The sequence below is a fragment of the Tritonibacter sp. AK171 genome (assembly GCF_030127025.1).
In the GTDB taxonomy this organism is placed as follows: domain Bacteria; phylum Pseudomonadota; class Alphaproteobacteria; order Rhodobacterales; family Rhodobacteraceae; genus Epibacterium; species Epibacterium mobile.
Genome location: NZ_CP126134.1, coordinates 548,602 through 565,643, shown reverse-complemented (window position 1 = coordinate 565,643; position 17,042 = coordinate 548,602). Strand labels below are relative to the sequence as shown.

16 protein-coding genes are annotated in these 17,042 nt (G+C 60.9%); 9 read left to right on the top strand and 7 right to left on the bottom strand.

The genetic code is table 11. The features are described from left to right. Positions 1–15 precede the first annotated feature (15 nt). Positions 16–489 carry a nuclear transport factor 2 family protein gene (locus QNI81_RS02655; RefSeq protein WP_283967272.1) on the bottom strand — a complete coding sequence of 158 codons (474 nt, stop codon included), beginning with the start codon at positions 487–489 and terminating at the stop codon, positions 16–18. Between the two features lie 129 nt (positions 490–618). On the opposite strand from QNI81_RS02655, the gene QNI81_RS02650 reads away from it, so the two are divergent. Continuing rightward, positions 619–1,551 (top strand): LysR family transcriptional regulator, encoded by a 933-nt coding sequence (locus QNI81_RS02650; protein WP_283967271.1) that lies wholly within the window; start codon positions 619–621, stop codon positions 1,549–1,551. On the opposite strand, the gene nadC is transcribed toward QNI81_RS02650, so the two are convergent. From nadC to nadA, 3 genes are read right to left on the bottom strand one after another with little or no spacing between them, the layout of a single operon-like run. Then, positions 1,548–2,396: a carboxylating nicotinate-nucleotide diphosphorylase gene (nadC, locus tag QNI81_RS02645; protein WP_283967270.1), complete on the bottom strand. Its 849-nt coding sequence runs from the start codon at positions 2,394–2,396 to the stop codon at positions 1,548–1,550. The two genes, QNI81_RS02650 and nadC, sit on opposite strands and share 4 nt — an antisense overlap. Beyond that, on the bottom strand, positions 2,393–3,988 hold the full coding sequence (locus QNI81_RS02640) for an L-aspartate oxidase (protein ID WP_283967269.1): 1,596 nt from the start codon (positions 3,986–3,988) through the stop codon (positions 2,393–2,395). The genes nadC and QNI81_RS02640 overlap by 4 nt, the downstream gene beginning before the upstream one ends. A gap of 7 nt (positions 3,989–3,995) precedes the next feature. Next, positions 3,996–5,051, bottom strand: a complete 1,056-nt coding sequence (gene nadA, locus QNI81_RS02635; RefSeq protein WP_283967268.1) for a quinolinate synthase NadA — start codon at positions 5,049–5,051, stop codon at positions 3,996–3,998. Between the two features lie 315 nt (positions 5,052–5,366). On the opposite strand from nadA, the gene QNI81_RS02630 reads away from it, so the two are divergent. Genes QNI81_RS02630 through QNI81_RS02620 form a run of 3 tightly spaced genes read left to right on the top strand, consistent with a single transcriptional unit; the run spans position 5,367 to position 8,911 of the window. Then, positions 5,367–6,566 carry an ABC transporter substrate-binding protein gene (locus QNI81_RS02630; RefSeq protein ID WP_009176929.1) on the top strand — a complete coding sequence of 400 codons (1,200 nt, stop codon included), beginning with the start codon at positions 5,367–5,369 and terminating at the stop codon, positions 6,564–6,566. 19 nt (positions 6,567–6,585) lie between these two features. Continuing rightward, positions 6,586–8,283 (top strand): ABC transporter permease, encoded by a 1,698-nt coding sequence (locus QNI81_RS02625; protein WP_283967267.1) that lies wholly within the window; start codon positions 6,586–6,588, stop codon positions 8,281–8,283. Continuing rightward, positions 8,276–8,911, top strand: a complete 636-nt coding sequence (locus tag QNI81_RS02620; RefSeq protein WP_283967266.1) for an ATP-binding cassette domain-containing protein — start codon at positions 8,276–8,278, stop codon at positions 8,909–8,911. Before QNI81_RS02625 ends, QNI81_RS02620 begins: the two co-directional genes overlap by 8 nt. Positions 8,912–9,083: 172 nt before the next feature. On the opposite strand, the gene QNI81_RS02615 is transcribed toward QNI81_RS02620, so the two are convergent. Together QNI81_RS02615 and ettA are read right to left on the bottom strand one after the other, a co-directional pair. Continuing rightward, positions 9,084–9,518, bottom strand: a complete 435-nt coding sequence (locus tag QNI81_RS02615; protein ID WP_283967265.1) for a hypothetical protein — start codon at positions 9,516–9,518, stop codon at positions 9,084–9,086. Between the two features lie 100 nt (positions 9,519–9,618). Next, positions 9,619–11,286, bottom strand: a complete 1,668-nt coding sequence (ettA, locus tag QNI81_RS02610) for an energy-dependent translational throttle protein EttA (protein WP_283967264.1) — start codon at positions 11,284–11,286, stop codon at positions 9,619–9,621. A gap of 231 nt (positions 11,287–11,517) precedes the next feature. On the opposite strand from ettA, the gene QNI81_RS02605 reads away from it, so the two are divergent. From QNI81_RS02605 to dacB, 4 genes are all read left to right on the top strand, one after another. Further along, a complete protein-coding gene (locus QNI81_RS02605) occupies positions 11,518–11,733 on the top strand; it encodes a hypothetical protein (protein ID WP_065324719.1) in 216 nt (71 codons plus the stop codon). Between the two features lie 225 nt (positions 11,734–11,958). Then, on the top strand, positions 11,959–12,174 hold the full coding sequence (locus QNI81_RS02600) for a hypothetical protein (RefSeq protein ID WP_039982646.1): 216 nt from the start codon (positions 11,959–11,961) through the stop codon (positions 12,172–12,174). A 248-nt stretch (positions 12,175–12,422) separates the two neighbouring features. Next, complete coding sequence (locus tag QNI81_RS02595; protein ID WP_283967850.1) at positions 12,423–13,025, top strand: nicotinate-nucleotide adenylyltransferase; 603 nt, start codon at positions 12,423–12,425, stop codon at positions 13,023–13,025. A 104-nt stretch (positions 13,026–13,129) separates the two neighbouring features. Beyond that, a complete protein-coding gene (gene dacB, locus QNI81_RS02590) occupies positions 13,130–14,614 on the top strand; it encodes a D-alanyl-D-alanine carboxypeptidase/D-alanyl-D-alanine endopeptidase (protein WP_283967849.1) in 1,485 nt (494 codons plus the stop codon). Positions 14,615–14,728: 114 nt separating this feature from the next. Here dacB and QNI81_RS02585 read toward each other — a convergent pair whose 3' ends face one another. Then, positions 14,729–15,151, bottom strand: coding sequence for a tellurite resistance TerB family protein (locus tag QNI81_RS02585; protein ID WP_005635429.1), 423 nt, complete (start codon positions 15,149–15,151; stop codon positions 14,729–14,731). A 220-nt stretch (positions 15,152–15,371) separates the two neighbouring features. Here QNI81_RS02585 and QNI81_RS02580 point away from each other — a divergent pair, with 220 nt between their 5' ends. After that, positions 15,372–17,015 (top strand): lysine--tRNA ligase, encoded by a 1,644-nt coding sequence (locus QNI81_RS02580; RefSeq protein ID WP_283967263.1) that lies wholly within the window; start codon positions 15,372–15,374, stop codon positions 17,013–17,015. The last annotated feature ends 27 nt before the right edge of the window (positions 17,016–17,042 follow it).

Genomic DNA, 17,042 nt, shown 5'->3' with positions numbered 1-17,042 from the left:
GGTTTTCCTCCGGGGTCAAAGGCCAAGATCGCTCAGGCTTGGGTGGTCGTCAGGGCGACGTCCCAGCGGCCAGTGGAACTTGCGATCCGCATCAGAAATGGGATGTTCGTTGATGGAGGCATGGCGTTCTTCCATCAGGCCGTTTTCATCAAACTGCCAGTTTTCGTTGCCATAGGCGCGGAACCAATGGCCGCTGTCGTCACGATATTCATAGGCGTAGCGCACCGCGATCCGGTTGCCGGCATAGGCCCAAAGCTCCTTGATCAGCCGATACTCCAGCTCGCGCGCCCATTTGCGGGTCAGAAAGGCCTCGATCTCGGTCCGGCCCACGGGAAACTCGGCGCGGTTGCGCCAGCGGCTGTCGGGCGTATAGGCCAGCGTCACCTTGGCGGCGTCCCGGCTGTTCCAGCCATCCTCGGCAAGGCGTACTTTCTCGATCGCGCTTTCACGGGTGAAGGGCGGCAGCGGTGGGCGGGGCGTGAGGGTCATTTTGGTCTCCAGTTGTGGCGCGGTGGTCAGCGCCTCTGGTGACAGAGATAAATCACCCCGTTGCGTAAAATAATACGACATGAAAGAAAGAGATAATTTCAGGTTTCGATAGCAATCAGGACAAAATCCATGGACCGCGTTCAAAGCATGCAGGTGTTTGTCGCCGTGGCGGAGGAAGAGGGCTTTGCCGCCGGGGCCCGCCGGGTGGGCCTGAGTGCGCCATCGGCCACACGGGCGATCAACAGCTTGGAGGCGCAACTGGGCGCGCGGCTTTTTACCCGCACCACCCGGCGCTTGCATCTGACCGATGTGGGACGGCGCTATCTGGACGATGTGCGCCATATCCTGACCTCCTTGCAGGCCGCCGATGATGCGGCGCGCGGGGCGGCCAGCGCGCCGGTGGGACTGCTGCGGCTGACCTGCCCCAATGAGTTCGGGCGGATTTATATCCTGCCGATCCTGCTGGACTATCTCGATCAATACCCGGAGATGCGGGCCGAACTGGTGCTGTTGGACCGGGTGGTGAATATCGTCGAAGAGGGCTTTGATGTGGCCCTGCGGATCGGGCATCTGCCCTCCTCGACGCTGTCAGCGGTCAAAGTCGGCGCGGTGCGCCGGGTGGTCTGTGCTGCGCCCTCCTACCTGGAGAGCTACGGCACGCCAGAGGTTCCAGCAGACCTTGCTGCGCATCGCATTGTGGCGATCAACGCGGTCTCTTCCGCAACGGAGTGGAGGTTTGGCACCGACCAACAAGACGCGGTGCGCATCACGCCGCAGCTCTGTGTCAGTACCGTTGCGGCCGGGCTGGACGCTGCGCGCGCGGGCTGGGGCATCTGCCGGATGCTGTCCTATCAGGCTGGACGCGATGTGGCGGCGGGACATCTCGCCTGCCTGCTGGAGGAGTTTGAGCCAGACAGCATGCCAATCCATCTGGTCCATGCAGAAGGGCGGCGCGCACCGGCGAAGGTACGCAGCTTTATCGATTTTGCCTGCGACCGGCTGCGCGCGGACCCCGTCCTTCAGGCATTATCATCCAGCAAGGGCTGTGGGCTGAGCGCTTAAAAATCCAAGCCCAAGTCGACTGTGCGCGCCGAATGCGTGAGCGCCCCCGAGGAGATATAATCCACGCCTGTAGCGGCAATTGCCGCCACCGTGTCGCGTTTGACGTTGCCGCTGGCCTCCAGCGCCAGACGTCCGGCGTTGATCTGGACTGCCTCGCGCAGCTGATCCGGCGTCATATTGTCCAAGAGCACCACAGAGGCACCGCCGACTTCTAGGACCTCGCGCAGCTGATCCAGCGTGTCCACTTCGATTTCCACCGCCATCATATGGCTGGCATGCGCCTTGGTGGCGTCCAGCACCGCGCGGATACCGCCCGCAGCGGCGATGTGGTTATCCTTGATGAGGATCGCATCCGAAAGCGAATAGCGGTGATTGAACCCACCGCCATGCAGCACTGCGAGCTTTTCCACCATGCGCAGGCCGGGCGTGGTCTTGCGGGTGCAAGTGATGCGCGCCTCAGTGCCGCGCGTCTCAGCCACCATGGCCGCTGTCAGGGTTGCGATCCCGGTCAAGCGGCCCGCAAAGTTCAGCGCCACCCGTTCGCCCATCAGGATCGAGGCAGCCTTTCCCTCGATCTCCATCAGCACATCGCCGGGCTGACAGGCGGCCCCATCTGCAACGAGGGTGTTCACCCGCAGGTTCGCATCGACCAACCGGAACGCAAGTGCAGCCACCTGCATGCCAGAGACCACGGCCTCCTCGCGGGCGCGCAGGCGGGCGGAATAGGTCACATCGTCCGGGATCACCGCGCGGGTGGTCACATCGCCAAAAGAGCCCAGGTCTTCCATCAGGGCGGATTTGACCAGGGGCTCGAGGATCAGGTCAGGCAAAGTGGCAAAGCTCATGGGGTCTCCGGGTGGGATAAAGGCGCTTCAAGCAAGCTGTCGCGCAGGGTTTTCGCCGCATCCCACGTCAGACGGGAGCGGTGCGCGAGCGCGGGCAAGGTTTCGGGGAAATCAGACCGCTCATGCGCGCCACGGCTTTCTTCGCGCAGCAATGCGGCGGCGGCGATCATGGTGGCGGCGATGCAGATGTTTTGAAAGCTCTCGCAGGTGGGTTGCTTGGCAGTAAGAGCCGCAATCTCGCGCAGCGCTGTGCGCAGCCCATCCGCGTTGCGCACAACACCAACGTTGCGGGTCATGCATTGGCGCAGGGATGCGACAAGCGCAGGATCAGCGCCCTCGCCGCCGGGGGTCAACTCAAGATGAACCGGCGCGGCCTCGTGGGGTGCATCCTGCCCTCGCGCAATATCCTCTGCCGCGCGACGGGCATAGACCAGCGCCTCCAAGAGACCATTCGAGGCCAGACGATTGGCACCATGCAGCCCCGTCGAGGCACATTCGCCACAGGCCCAAAGCCCCGTAATCGAACTGCGCCCGTCCAGATCTGTAGCGATGCCGCCCATATGGTAATGCGCGGCGGCGGCCACCGGGATCGGCTCCTGCGTCGGGTCGATGCCATTGCGCGCGCAGGCACTGCTGACCGCCGGGAACAGCGTGGTGATGTCCGCGCCGATTGCAGCCCGCGTATCCAGAAGCGGGCGTTTGCCCGCCTGCGACTGCGCAAAGATCGCCCGCGCCACCACATCGCGCGGCGCAAGCTCCGCGTCGGGATGTTCGTCCAGCATGAACCGCGCACCGGTGGCATTGACAAGGATCGCGCCCTCACCGCGCAGCGCCTCGGTGGCCAAGGGGGCCGGGTCTTCGCCCACATCCATCGCCGTGGGGTGGAACTGTACGAACTCCGCATCAGCGATCTCGGCTCCGGCACGAGCGGCCATGCCCAGCGCCTGCCCCCGGATGCGGGGCGGGTTGGTGGTGATCGCGTAAAGCCCGGCGCTGCCGCCCCCGGCCATCAAAACCGCACTGCCGCGCAGCAATACCGCGGCTGATCCTTCAGGCGCGGAAGAAATGAGCCGCACGCCCGTCACAGTGCCATCGCGGACCTCTAACCCCTCGGCCAACACCCCTTCGATCACCTGAATCGAGGGCGTCGCGCGGACCCGTTCGATCAACGCGCGCATGATCTCGGCCCCGGCCTGATCGCCCTTGACCCGCACCACGCGGGCAAAACTATGCGCCGCCTCGCGCGACATCACATAGCCGCCGTCCTCGGTCCGGTCAAAAGGCGCGCCAAGCGTGGTGAGATCGAGGATATGCTCGCGTGCCTCACGGGTGACCAATGCGGCGACCTCGGCATCCACAGTACCTGCCCCGGCGCGGGTGGTATCAATGGCATGCGCTTCGGGGCTGTCGCTCACGTCCATCGCGGCGGCCACACCGCCCTGCGCCCAAGCCGAGCTTGCCCCCTGCCCCAATGGATCAGGGGAGATCATCACCACCGGGCGCGGCGCCAGCGTCAGCGCCGCATAAAGCGCCCCCAGCCCCGCACCGATGATGACGATGCGGTTGCTTTGGATGTCCTGAGAGCTTTCCATACGGCGCTTAGATGCCCAGCTTGCGCGACAGGTCGATCATCGCCTGCACCGCGTGACGGGCCTTTGCGGCCATCTCGGCCTCAACCTCAACCTGACCTTCCATGGAGTGCAGCGACCACAGGACCTTTTCCAGCGTGATCTTCTTCATATAGGGGCACATGTTGCAGGGGCCGACAAACTCGACCTCTGGCAGCTCATCCGCGATGTTGGACGCCATCGAGCATTCGGTAATCAGCAGTGCCTTTTCCGGTTTTTCATCCGTTACATATTTCAAGATGCCGCTGGTGGAGCCGGAGAAATCGGCCTCCGCCACCACATCCGGCGGGCATTCCGGATGGGCGATCAGACGGGTGCCGGGGTTCCATTCGCGGAAATCGCGCAGATCCTGGGCAGAGTATTGCTCGTGTACGATGCAGGAGCCTTCCCACCAGACCACGTTTTTATGCGGCACATCGCGGGCTACGTTCTGCGCCAGATACTGGTCCGGCGTCATGATGACCGTATCGCTCTCCATCGCGCCAACAATCTGCGCCGCGTTGGAGGAGGTGCAGCAAATGTCAGAGGCCGCTTTCACTTCGGCAGTGGTGTTCACGTAGGATACCACCGGCGCACCGGGATAGCGGCGGCGCATCTCCTCGACCCCCTCGGCGGTGATCGATTCCGCAAGGCTGCAGCCTGCTTCCATGTCGGGCATCAGCACCGTTTTGGAAGGGCTAAGGATCTTGGAGGTTTCGGCCATGAAATGCACGCCGCATTGCACGATCACATCCGCCTCGACCTCGGTGGCCTTTATCGCCAGTTGCAGGCTGTCGCCGACAAAATCGGAAATGCCGTGGAAAATCTCGGGCGTCATGTAGTTATGGCCAAGGATCACCGCGTTGCGCTTGGCCTTCAGCTCATTGATCGCCTTGACGTATGGCGCATAGAGCACCCAATCGACGGGCGACACCACGCGGGACATGCGCTGATAGACATCAGACATGGACTCGGCGAGTTCGGGGTTCGGAGTGAGATCGTAGTGCTGGGACAATGCGCTGCGCAGCACGGGAATATCGAGCGACATGGCTGGGTTTTCCCCTCGTATGGTCGCGGGCCGCCTGAAGATCGTAACGGCACCGAAAAATCGGACGCGGTTGTGGAAGAGCGCTCGCGTCCGGTCACGCCTCGCATAATACCATGCGAGTATGGGCCTGTGCATACCCGCAGGACCCTAAGCGTGCAAGCATCCGCCCACCCGTCACCACACCAAGCGTCACATTTTCGTCATGCCCATGGACGCGGCGACGCGGATCGCGCAATCAGAGGGAGATTGCAGGAGTATCGCCGCAGATATGCGGCTTATACTGCACCCAAGATTTGTCCCAGAACGAGGATCGCCATGAAACGCATGTTGTCTCTTGCCCTTGCCCTCGCGCCGCTTTCGGCGTGGGCCTCTCCCGATCCGGCGGACTGGCCCACTGTGCTGGAGGAAGCGCAGGGCCAGACCGTGCATTGGCATGCGTGGGGAGGCTCCACCGCGACCAATGATTTTATCGCATGGGTCGGGGAACGGCTCGCGGACGACTACGATATCACGCTCACTCATGTGAAACTGGAAAACACTGCCGATGCGGTGACGCGGGTGCTGACAGAGAAATCCGCAGGTCAGGACGAGGATGGTGCGGTGGACCTGATCTGGATCAACGGCGCCAATTTCGCCTCCATGAAAGACGCCGATCTGCTGTTTGGCCCCTTCGCCGAGGCGCTGCCGAACTGGCAATATGCCAACACGGAGAACAGCACCCTGACGCATGATTTTACCGTCCCGACCGAGGGCTATGAGTCCCCATGGGCGATGGCGCAGGTGGTGTTTATGCATGACACCAAAGACCTGCCCGAACGCTTAGGCTCAATGGATGCGCTCTTGGACTGGGCCCGCGAACACCCCGGTCGCTTCACCTATCCGCAGCCGCCGGATTTCCTCGGCACCACTTTCCTGAAACAGGCATTGGTCGATCTGAGCGACAACCCCAAGGCGCTCTCTGAGCCCGTCAATGAAGACAATTATGTCGAGGTGACCGCGCCGCTGTGGGCTTTCATTGAGGAGCTGACGCCGCTGTTGTGGCGTGAGGGGCGCGCCTACCCACCCACCGGCCCGCGCCAGCTGCAACTGATGAACGATGATGAGATCGATCTCGCGATTTCCTTCAGCCCCGGCGAGGCCAGTACCGCAATCGCCAATTATCAACTGCCTGAAAGCGTGCGCACTTTCGTGCTCGACAAGGGCACCATCGGCAATGCGTCCTTCGTGGCGATCCCTTATAATTCAGGGTCCAAAGCTGCCTCCATGGTGGTGGCAAACTTCCTGATGTCGCCCGAGGCCCAGTTGCGCGCCCAAGACCCAGAGGTGCTGGGCTATGGCACCGTGCTTGATATGAACGCCTTGCCGGTTCAGGATCGGGCGGCCTTTCGCACGCTGGATCTGGGAATCGCGACGCTTTCGCCCGAGGAACTCGGCGCTGTGCAGCCGGAACCGCATCCGAGCTGGATGACCCGCATCTCCGAGGATTGGGTGGCCCGCTACGGCGTCGGCAACTGAGCCTTAGATCGCAACCTCTGTGCGCTCCTCCCTTGCCCTGCCCCCGGTCCTGCCGCTGCTGACCATATTGGTGCTCATCGGGCCTGTTCTGGCCGGGCTATGGGGCACCATTAGCGCGGCCTTCGGGCATCTGCCGGTGGCGGGGCTGCAGGGGCCGTCGCTGACGCCGTTTCAGACGCTGTGGGAATGGCCGGGGCTATCGGCCTCGGTGCGCCTCAGCCTTGTAACGGGCGGGCTTGCCACATTTCTTTCGCTGGCGATCACGCTGCTACTGCTCGCAGGCTGGTCCGGTACGCGCCCCTTTCGTGCGGTCCTGCGGCTGTTGTCGCCGCTATTATCAGTGCCGCATGCCGCCGCTGCCTTTGGGCTGATGTTCCTGATCCAACCTTCGGGCTGGATTTCTCGCGCGCTCAGCCCGTGGCTCACGGGTTGGCAGCGCCCGCCCGATGTGTTGTTGGTGCAGGATCCGATGGGCCTAGCGATGACGCTGGGGCTGGTGGTGAAGGAGGTGCCGTTCCTGCTGCTGATCAGCCTCGCGGCCCTTGGTCAGATCGACACCCAAGGCCGCCTGCGCGTTGCCATGGCGCTTGGATATGGGCGCATGGCCGCATGGATGTTTGGCGTGCTGCCCGCGCTTTATGCGCGCATTCGTCTGCCGGTCTATGTGGTGCTTGCCTACTCTATGTCGGTGGTCGATGTGGCGGTGATCCTAGGCCCCAACACGCCACCGCCGCTGTCCGTACAGATCGTGCGCTGGATGGGAGAGCCGGACCTTACGCTGCGCACGCTGGCCTCGGCGGCGGCATTGGTGCAATTGGCACTGGTCATTGGCGCGCTTCTGCTCTGGCACGGGGGGGAACGTGCGCTTGCCGCACTGGGCCGACGTCTGATCTACCGCGGGCCGCGCCTGTCGCGGGATGGCCTCTGGCGCGCATTTGGTCTCATGACGTCTTTGCTCTGTGTGGGGCTGGTTCTGACCGGGCTTGCGGGGCTGGTGGTCTGGTCTTTTGCCGCCCGATGGAGCTTTCCCGACGTTCTCCCTGACGGCTTTAGCCTGCGCAGTTGGCAACGCAACGGCCCCGCCGCGCTAGAGACGCTCACGACCACTTTCGCCATCGCCCTTGCCGCCACCCTTGCCGGGCTGGTCCTGACGCTGGGGTGTCTTGAAACCGAAGAGCGCCGCAATCTGCGCCTCACGCGCAAGGGGCTTTGGCTGTTGTATTTGCCGCTCTTGGTGCCGCAGACCGCGTTCTTGCCAGGCATGCAGACGCTTTTGCTGGGCTTTGGCATCGACCGCACACTCTGGGCGGTGATGCTCGCGCATCTGGTCTTTGTGTTGCCCTATCTGCGCCTGTCCCTCGAAGGCCCCTACAAGGCGTGGGATGCGCGCCTTGGCGCGGTGGGCGCAGCGATGGGGGCCTCTCCGAGCCGTATTTTCCTGACCCTGCGGCTGCCGATGATGTTGGCGCCGATCCTGACCGCGGTGGCCGTGGGCATGGCGGTCTCTGTCGGGCAATATCTGCCGACGCTTCTGGTGGGCGGCGGGCGCGTCCAGACCCTCACCACCGAGGCCGTCGCCCTTGCTGCTGGTGGCGACCGCCGTGCCATTGGCCTATACGGGCTGTTACAAACGGCGGCGGCACTATTGCCATTTGTGCTGGCGCTGAGCCTGCCGCTGATCGTCTGGCGCAACCGGAGAGGACTGCAACATGGCTGAGGGCCTGAGACTGCGCGCCCTGCGCATCAAACACGGCGACCGCCCCTTGCTGGAACTCGACCTCACCGTGCCCCCCGCCACCATCCTGAGCGTGATGGGACCATCAGGCGTGGGCAAATCCACCCTGCTTGCGGCGATCACCGGGCAGATGAGCGCGGATTTCAGCCTTGAGGGCGAGATCCTTCTGAATGGCCGCAACCTCTGCCCCCTGCCACCGCAGGAGCGCCGTGTCGGCATCTTGTTTCAGGACCATCTGTTGTTTCCGCACCTGAGCGTCGGGGCCAACCTCGCCTTTGGCCTCGCGCCGCAGATCCGAGGCCGCGCCCGTCGCGCGCGTATTGAGGACGCTCTGGCAGAGATCGGCCTTGAAGGCTTTCACGACCGCGACCCGGAGACGCTCTCAGGCGGTCAGAAAGCCCGCGTGGCGCTGATGCGGATGCTGCTCTCCGAGCCGGATCTTTTGTTGCTGGACGAGCCGTTTTCCCGACTGGACGCCACCCTGCGGAGCCAGATGCGCGATCTGGTGTTCACCTTCGCCCGCGACCGCGCGCTGCCGGTGCTGATGGTGACACATGATGCCGCAGACGCTGAGGCTGCAGGGGGGCCGATTGTTCAGTTGGAGCCATGAGGGTTGGGAATATCGACCGTCCATTTTCAAATGGACATCATCGCAAGGGACGCCGACACAAGATAAACACACTTTACGACGTTCTGATCAGAGTGTCCGTATCTCACGCGAAAACTCAGCGTTAATACATGTGACGCGACAGTATCAGGAAAACCCTGCGTTTTTCAGAAATCTATCGCTTAATCGGAATGCTCACACCATTGCCGATCCAGACGAGAGACCGCATATAATATTTGAAGGACCATCGAAAAGTTCTCAATTCAATCAACCGCTCTCGTTTGCCGAACGATCTGATTTCGGCTGCAACCAAGTCTTTCTTATAAAACACTAATCCCAAAGGCAGTATCTCAACTTTGTCCTCATGTACGACGACGTGATGCACCTTCTTCAAAGACGCCCAGGTTGACCAAACTACCAAAAATAGAAATGGGGAAAGAAATACCAACACGGAGCGTTTGTGGCTGGAGTGATCCCACGACATTAAAGGGATAGCGATCAAGGATGATGCAAGAAGTATCAAGAACATTTTCAAAACCGCCTTTCTACCCCAATCATCGACAGTGTAATTACCTTGTTCGTTCCGAAAGAACGCATCAATATCGCTCATATATTGCATCCACTTGAGTATTTAGTGTGATCTACTCAAACGCGTTGGGGCGCCTAAAGCGCCCCAACCAGTGTGACAGGATAAGGTGTTTCACCCTATCTTACCGCACAAACTTCTTGTGCTTCAGGCGCTTGGGCTCCAGTGCGTCCGGGCCCAGACGGCGCTTCTTGTCTTCTTCATAATCCTCGAAGTTACCCTCGAACCACTCCACATGCGCGTCGCCTTCAAAGGCGAGGATGTGGGTACAGATCCGGTCGAGGAAGAAACGGTCGTGCGAGATCACCACCGCGCAGCCGGCGAAATCGACCAGCGCATCCTCAAGCGCGCGCAGGGTTTCCACGTCGAGGTCGTTGGTCGGTTCGTCGAGCAGCAAGACGTTGCCGCCTTCCTTCAGAAGGCGCGCCATGTGGACACGGTTGCGCTCACCCCCAGAGAGGAGGTTCAGCTTCTTCTGCTGATCGCCGCCCTTGAAGTTAAACGAGGAACAATAGGCGCGCGAATTGACCTGCGCATCGCCCAGCTCGATGATCTCGGCACCGCCGGAAATCGCTTCCCAGACGGTGTCATTGTCGTTGAGGTCATCGCGAGACTGGTCAACATAAGAGAGCTTCACCGTGTCGCCATAGGTGACGGAGCCCTCGTCGGGCTGTTCCTGACCGGTCAGCATCCGGAACAGCGTCGATTTACCGGCGCCGTTGGGGCCGATCACGCCGACGATGCCACCGGGCGGCAGCGAGAAGGACAGACCTTCGACCAGCTGCTTGTCGCCGTAGTGTTTGGCGAGGTTTTCCACCTCGATCACCTTGCCGCCCAGGCGCGGGCCATTGGGGATGACGATCTGGGCGCGCCCGACCTTTTCCCGCTCGGAGGTGTTGGCCATCTCGTTATAGGCGGCGATACGGGCCTTGGATTTGGCCTGACGGGCTTTTTGACCCTGACGCATCCATTCGAGTTCGCGCTCCAGCGTTTTCTGCTTGGCCTTGTCCTCGCGGGCTTCCTGCTCCAGACGTTTGGCCTTTTGCTCCAGCCAGCTGGAATAGTTGCCCTCATAAGGAATGCCGCGCCCCCGGTCGAGTTCAAGAATCCAGCCGGTGATGTCATCGAGGAAGTAACGGTCGTGGGTGACGCAGAGGATGGTGCCCTTGTAGTCGATCAGGTGCTGTTGCAGCCAGGCGATGGTTTCCGCATCCAGGTGGTTGGTCGGTTCGTCGAGCAGCAGCATGTCGGGCGCTTCAAGCAGCAGTTTGCACAGCGCCACGCGGCGTTTTTCACCGCCTGAGAGATCCTTGATCGCCGCATCATCCGGCGGGCAGCGCAGCGCCTCCATGGAGACGTCGACCTGACTGTCGAGATCCCAGAGGTTCTCGGAATCGATGGCGTCTTGCAGCGCCGTCATCTCTTCCATCAGCTCGTCGGTGTAGTTTTCGGCCATTTCAACCGCGATCTGGTTGAAGCGGTCGACCTTGGCCTTTTTCTCGGCCACGCCCAGCATGACGTTTTCACGCACGGTGAGGCTCTCATCAAGCTGCGGCTCCTGCGGCAGGTAGCCAACCTTGGCCCCCTCAGCCGACCAGGCCTCACCGGTGAAGTCCGTATCCATACCGGCCATGATCTTCATCAGGGTCGATTTACCGGCACCGTTGACGCCGACAACACCGATTTTCACGCCGGGCAGGAAGGACAGATGGATGTTTTCAAAGCATTTCTTGCCACCCGGGTAGGTCTTGGAGACACCCTGCATGTGGTAAACGTACTGGTAGGAGGCCATGGGATTGCTCCGTCATTAGGGGAAAGAGTTTGGCCGCTGTGATAGCGCGTGCGACGGGCAGGAGCAATCGCTGCCGTACAGGTGCGCAAGCGGGCACGTCATCGCGCGCCTTGCCGTGACGTCATTGACCATATTCTGACCACATTTATCTACAATTATTCCAGACATACAGCCCGTATCCGCAGAAGCGGAGAGTCGCAGAACGCCGGGCGAGGCAACAGGAGACCAAATATGATCGTGGCAGCACTCATCCTTGGAGTCATAAGCGGGGCATTGTCCGCGCTCAGTGCAGGGCTGTTTTTTGATGTGAGTTTTTGGGTCTGCTGTGCTATATATATGTCGACAGGGCTCTTTGTGACGGTGCTAACGCTCTTTGTTGCAACAGTTTTGCGCGCGCGTCGTGAGGACACAATGGAACGCGACGACCGGTCCATCGCCCATGCCTGAGGTGGCATTTGATCCGGCGATGTGCGGTTAGCAAAATACGCCCTTTTGTTTCTGGCGCGATCCCGCTCAAACAGCATCAAACACTGTCGCGTTAACCTTTTCTCAACACAATTCTGCTAGTTTAGGATGAGCGGCTTTGAACAAATCAATTAAAGATTGAACATCAAAGCATCGTAATTCGGCTCGATCTTGGGTCGAAAACTGACTGAGGGAGGATCGCAAACAATGGCTTTCGCTGGATTGCTCCTAGGCATGGTTGCAGGGCTGATCACCGCCTCCATCGGGTATATCGCATTGGATCTGTCGATCTTGATCTGCCTGCTTATCTATTCCTTCGTCGGCGCCCTCAGCACATTGAGTGTCACGCTTTTTGCGCATTTGTTGCACAACCGTTCGTCCGAGTGGGAGTCAAACTCCTCGCATGAAACCGCAGTTGGCTAACACCTGAGAGATTGCCTCTCGACGCAAGTGAACTTTTCTAAACCCGGTCGCCGTGGGCGAGGTTTAGCCTCCACCTTGAACGCGCATTTAGATGATAGATGTGCCACTTCTCATGCTGGGTCATATCAGATGCGCGCCTGTCCGCCCCTGATCCTGCGCGACCTCTGCTACGGCATTCGGCGCGACAACGAACCGACTGCCGCGCAAGCCGTTGCCTTCCCCTGCTAAATCTGCGCATCAATCCGATGATGAGACATGCGTATCCCTATCTCGCGCCCGGCATGACCGTGGGCCTATTGGGTGGATCTTTTGATCCCCCCCACGAAGGTCATGTGCAGATCTCGCGCGCGGCTCTGAAACGCTTTGGTCTGGATCAGTTGTGGTGGCTGGTGACCCCCGGCAACCCGCTGAAGGAAAACCCGCCTGCCTCCATGGCCCGTCGCGTGCAGGCGGCCCGCGAGATCATGGGCCACCCAAAGGTGCGCATCAGCGATATCGAAGCCCGCCTCGGCACGCGCTACACCGCCCAAACTCTGCGCGCCTTGCGCAAGTCTTACCCCCGCGTGCGGTTTGTCTGGCTGATGGGCGCGGATAACCTCGCTCATTTTCACCGCTGGAAAGACTGGCGCGAAATCCTCGACAGCGTGCCAGTGGGGGTTCTGGCCCGCCCCGGCGAACGCATTTCCGCCAGACTGTCTCCGGCCGCGCGCATCTACAGTCGCTACCGCATTCCCGCCGCACAGAGCCAGCGGTTGGCGCGGGCTGAAACCCCTGCGTGGTGTTTTCTCAATGTCCCGATGATCAACGCCTCATCCACCGAGATCCGCAAACGTGGTGGCTGGTCCGAATGACCCACGCCCGGCGCAACCGACGTGCCACGTCACAAAAACTTCTTGGTGATATGACCTTCAAAGCATTTGCCCTAGGTTCGGGAATTTGATTCACAATGTTCACCATGATTTCACGTCGTCGCTTCCTCAGCACCGCCCTCGCAGGTCTCGCCACCGGCCCGGCCCTCGCCAACGCCCCCGGCCTCACCCCGCGCCCCAAGGCACGCGGTGTCAGCCCCTACACCCCCGGTGCGGACGGGCTGGAGGCCATCCTCAAAGGTGCAGGGCTTTCGGGTGAAAGCGCCTGCGTGGTCGCAGATGCCCGCACCGGTCAGATACTCGAAAGCGCGCGGGGCGACGCCGCGCTTCCCCCCGCCAGCGTCGCGAAGGTATTGACCGCGCTCTATGCGCTCGACTCGCTGGGCGCAGGCTACCGTTTCCGCACCCGCCTGATTGCCACAGGTCCACTCAGCAACGGCATCATCCAAGGCGATCTGGTATTGGCCGGAGGGGGTGATCCCACCCTCGACACCGACGCGCTAGCCGATCTTGCAGCCCAGATGAAGGCCGCCGGGGTACGCGGTATCTCTGGTCGTCTGTTGATCTGGGACGACATGCTGCCCTATGTGCGCTCCATCGACCCGGATCAGCCCGACCACATCGGCTACAGCCCCTCGGTGAGCGGTATTGCCCTGAATTTCAACCGGGTTCACTTTGAATGGAAACGCGCAGGCGGCAGCTGGGCCATCACCATGGACGCCCGCACTCAAAAATACCGCCCGGATGTCTATACTTCCAAGATGGCGCTCGCCCGACGTGACCTGCCCGTCTACAGCTATCAGGACAAGGCAGGCGTCGATCACTGGACCGTTGCCAGCGGGGCGCTCGGCAATGGTGGCGCGCGCTGGTTGCCGGTACGCAACCCTGCGCTTTATGCAGGGGATGTCTTTCAGACGCTGTCGCGCGCAAATGGCATCTCGCTTCCCAACCCCAAAGTGACCTCCTCGCTGCCCGGCGGCAATGTCATCGCACAGAACCAGAGCGCGCCCTTGCCGGACCTGCTGGAAGCGATGCTCAAATATTCCAACAACCTGATGGCCGAAATGATCGGCATGACCGCAACCGTCAATCGCGGCAGCCGCCCCTCCAACCTCAAATCCTCCGCTCAGATCATGAACGATTGGGCCCGCAGCAACCTCGGAATGCAGCGCTGTCGGATGGTGGATCACTCTGGCCTTGGCGAAGAATCCCGCCTCACTGCAGACGATATGGTGCGCGCGTTGATCGCCTCGCGCCGCACCGGCGCGCTAAAGCCGCTGCTAAAACCCTATTATTTCAGCGACGCCAAAGGTCGCCCCATAAAGACCCACCCGGTCAAGATCGCAGCAAAGACCGGCACGCTGAACTTCGTCTCCGGCCTTGGCGGATTTATCACCACCCCGGACGGCAATGAACTGGCATTCGCGATCTTCAGCGCCGATCAGCGCGCGCGGGCCAAAATCAGCCGCGCTGAACGCGAACGCCCTCGCGGCGGGCGCAGCTGGAACACGCGTGCCAAGAAACTACAAGAAAGCCTGCTGGACCGCTGGGGGCAGGTCTACGGCTCCTGACCCATATAAAAAGGGGCGCATCCTCGCGCCCCTCTCGTTCCGTAAGACATCTCTTCTAACCAGAAATATCCCGGAGCGCGAGGCAGCGCCTCGCATCCCGCCCGCAGACACATCTCAGACCATGTGACGTGCGCGCGAGCCCCGTTCAATCGCCGCCGCATGCAGCCGATCCACATTCAGCTCATAACGGATCTCTTCCAGCAAACGCAGCTCACCTTCGTTCAGCTTGCCATCCGCCGCCGCCACATCGCAGGCCAGCGCATAGCAGGTCTCGGTGAGGCGCTCGGGCAGGATATCCCGCACCAAACCAAACAGCGCATCCAGCCCGTCTTCCTGCTCAAACAGGTCAAAGACCGTGCGCGAAACGGCTGCAATCCGATCCGCATCATATTCGGCAAAGATCGGCAGCATATTGACCGCATTCTGGATCTTCACCAGCTCAGCGGTGCGAATGTCCTCGTCCGATGCCGACACAGCCACCATAACCGCCACAAGGCAGTCCTGCGGGGTCAGCAACTGGATGGTCTCTTCTGTCATCTAGGGCGTCCTTTGTGCCTGAAACTGCGGATTTTCTCCTCCTCCAAGAATAAGCCCCCCCTGCCCCGCATACAACAATGCACCGCGCGAAAAGTGGTTTTCCGCCCATGCTCAGAGAACGGCGCTTGTTGACTCATGCTGCACAGGCACAATAGAGAAGCGCGTCGGTGTGCATGGTGCCACCACACATCCCTGAAAAAGACGCTGACTGGAGTACATCATGTCTGTTCTGCGCGAAGAAGCTCTGAAGAGCAAAGCCTGGCCGTTTGAAGAAGCACGCCGTGTTCTCAAACGTTACGCCAAGGGCGCGCCAGAAAAGGGCTATGTCCTCTTTGAGACAGGTTACGGCCCTTCCGGCCTGCCCCATATCGGCACCTTTGGCGAGGTGGCGCGTACCACCATGATCAAGACCGCCTTCGAGGTGATCTCCGACATTCCGACCAAGCTGATCTGCTTTTCGGATGACCTCGACGGGATGCGCAAAATCCCCGGCAACGTCCCCAATTCCGAGAGCCTCACGGAGCATCTGCAAAAGCCGCTTACTTCGGTGCCGGACCCGTTTGGGACGCATGAGAGCTTTGGCCATCACAACAACTCCATGCTGCGCCGCTTCCTCGACACCTTTGGGTTTGAGTATGAGTTTTATTCCGCGACCGAATTCTATGGCTCCGGCCAGTTCGACGAGATTTTGAAGCGCGCGGTCGAAAAATACGACGACATCATGGCGATCATGCTGAAGTCCCTGCGTGAAGAACGCCGCCAGACCTATTCCATCTTCCTGCCGATCCACCCCGAGACCGGCCGCGTGCTCTATGTGCCGATGAAAAAGGTCTGCGCCGAGACCTACACCATCACCTTTGATGATGAGGACGGTCGCGAATGGACCCTGCCGGTGACCGGCGGCAATGTGAAACTGCAGTGGAAGCCTGACTTTGGCGCACGCTGGGCGGCGCTTGGCGTCGATTTTGAGATGTACGGCAAGGACCACTCCACCAATACGCCGATCTATGACGGCATCTGCCGGGTGCTGGGCCAGCGCGCGCCGGAGCATTTCACCTATGAATTGTTCCTCGACGAAAACGGCCAGAAGATCTCCAAGACCTCCGGCAACGGCGTCTCCATCGACGAGTGGCTGACCTACGCCTCGACCGAGAGCCTTGCGTATTTCATGTATCAAAAGCCCAAGACCGCCAAGCGGATGCATTTTGACGTGATCCCCAAGGCGGTGGATGAATATCACCAGCAATTGCGGGCCTATCACGGTCAGGACCTGAAGGCGCAGCTCAACAACCCGGTCTGGCACATCCACGGCGGCAATGTCCCGCAGTCGGATATGGTGGTGCCGTTCTCGATGCTCTTGAACATCGCCAGCGTCTCCAACGCCGAGGACAAGGAAACCCTTTGGGGCTTCATCAACAAATACGCGCCCGACGCCACCGCCGAGACCCATCCCGGCATGGATCAGGCCGCAGGCCATGCGGTGCGCTATTTCAATGACTTCGTGAAGCCCGCAAAAACCTACCGCCTGCCCACCGATCAGGAGCGCGCAGCCCTCACGGATCTGGCCGATGCGCTGCGTTCTCCAGAGGCGGCACTGGCGGCAATCGCCAAGAAAAACGAGCTGGTCGGCAACGATGATCCGCTGCCCGAGGCCAACTTTGCCGACGACGAGTTCCTGCAGTCCGTGGTCTTTGCTATTGGCAAGATCCACGGGTTTGAACCACTCCGTGCGTGGTTCTCGGCGATCTACGAGGTGCTTTTGGGCGCGAGCCAAGGTCCGCGATTTGGCGGCTTCATCGCGCTTTATGGCGTTGAGGACACCATCGCGTTGATCGAGAGCGCCTTGGCGGGCGAATTGGCCTAAGGGTCAGCTTGCACACAAAACTTCTGA

Bases quoted from the DNA above. Each gene is read 5' to 3' on its own strand.
- QNI81_RS02655 (WP_283967272.1), bottom strand. From the start codon at position 489: ATGACCCTCACGCCCCGCCCACCGCTGCCGCCCTTCACCCGTGAAAGC.
- QNI81_RS02650 (WP_283967271.1), top strand. From the start codon at position 619: ATGGACCGCGTTCAAAGCATGCAGGTGTTTGTCGCCGTGGCGGAGGAA.
- nadC (WP_283967270.1), bottom strand. From the start codon at position 2,396: ATGAGCTTTGCCACTTTGCCTGACCTGATCCTCGAGCCCCTGGTCAAA.
- QNI81_RS02640 (WP_283967269.1), bottom strand. From the start codon at position 3,988: ATGGAAAGCTCTCAGGACATCCAAAGCAACCGCATCGTCATCATCGGT.
- nadA (WP_283967268.1), bottom strand. From the start codon at position 5,051: ATGTCGCTCGATATTCCCGTGCTGCGCAGCGCATTGTCCCAGCACTAC.
- QNI81_RS02630 (WP_009176929.1), top strand. From the start codon at position 5,367: ATGAAACGCATGTTGTCTCTTGCCCTTGCCCTCGCGCCGCTTTCGGCG.
- QNI81_RS02620 (WP_283967266.1), top strand. From the start codon at position 8,276: ATGGCTGAGGGCCTGAGACTGCGCGCCCTGCGCATCAAACACGGCGAC.
- QNI81_RS02615 (WP_283967265.1), bottom strand. From the start codon at position 9,518: ATGAGCGATATTGATGCGTTCTTTCGGAACGAACAAGGTAATTACACT.
- ettA (WP_283967264.1), bottom strand. From the start codon at position 11,286: ATGGCCTCCTACCAGTACGTTTACCACATGCAGGGTGTCTCCAAGACC.
- QNI81_RS02605 (WP_065324719.1), top strand. From the start codon at position 11,518: ATGATCGTGGCAGCACTCATCCTTGGAGTCATAAGCGGGGCATTGTCC.
- QNI81_RS02600 (WP_039982646.1), top strand. From the start codon at position 11,959: ATGGCTTTCGCTGGATTGCTCCTAGGCATGGTTGCAGGGCTGATCACC.
- QNI81_RS02595 (WP_283967850.1), top strand. From the start codon at position 12,423: ATGAGACATGCGTATCCCTATCTCGCGCCCGGCATGACCGTGGGCCTA.
- dacB (WP_283967849.1), top strand. From the start codon at position 13,130: ATGATTTCACGTCGTCGCTTCCTCAGCACCGCCCTCGCAGGTCTCGCC.
- QNI81_RS02585 (WP_005635429.1), bottom strand. From the start codon at position 15,151: ATGACAGAAGAGACCATCCAGTTGCTGACCCCGCAGGACTGCCTTGTG.
- QNI81_RS02580 (WP_283967263.1), top strand. From the start codon at position 15,372: ATGTCTGTTCTGCGCGAAGAAGCTCTGAAGAGCAAAGCCTGGCCGTTT.